1 pseudogene is annotated in these 552 nt (G+C 41.3%); it reads right to left on the bottom strand.

The window, feature by feature from the left end:
* Positions 1-349 precede the first annotated feature (349 nt).
* A pseudogene (locus DC53_RS0120855) lies at positions 350-552 on the bottom strand (IS110 family transposase); the annotation flags it as partial.

The raw sequence follows: 552 nt of genomic DNA, 5'->3' as shown, positions 1-552 counted from the left end.
TATTTTAGCCATCAATTTTTAGCCTCTGAGTGTGGCGTTGGTATGACTCCCACTGTCAAGTTAAACGCACTGATCCCTGCCTAACTTTTTTAAGCCATAATTACTTTAGCTCGAATTAGAGCGAGTTAATACATAGGATGAAGCAAGTAATGTCGTCGGTTATCTTGCTGATATTCGTTGGTTATTACTATTTCTAGTAACAGAGCAGACCTTACTTATTTCGTCGTGGCACCTGTCTTCAGTCTATGTTCGTGGTTCAATGAAGCGTTAGCTACATTGCCATCCTAACGCCGTCGGTGGTTGTGCCACTCCCGATGCTTGATCCTATGCATTAACTCTAATTCGTTTATCATGCAGGTACTCTTGCCAATCTAAGTTTTGTATTTACTGGCGTTAGCACCACTTCTTTTGCAATTGCCCATATGTATGCAATCATTTCTCGAGCAATGGCGGTGACAACCAGGTTGTAATGTTTCCCTTTGGCTATCATTTTTTTATAGCGCTTGCAGAGCCTAAGTTGTGCTTTCCACGCAATATCAATAATGTCCTTTG

Source organism: Pseudoalteromonas fuliginea (genome assembly GCF_000690055.1).
Classification (GTDB): domain Bacteria; phylum Pseudomonadota; class Gammaproteobacteria; order Enterobacterales; family Alteromonadaceae; genus Pseudoalteromonas; species Pseudoalteromonas fuliginea.
Note: the sequence above shows the minus strand (reverse complement) of the source record. Positions and strands in the feature narration are given on the sequence as shown.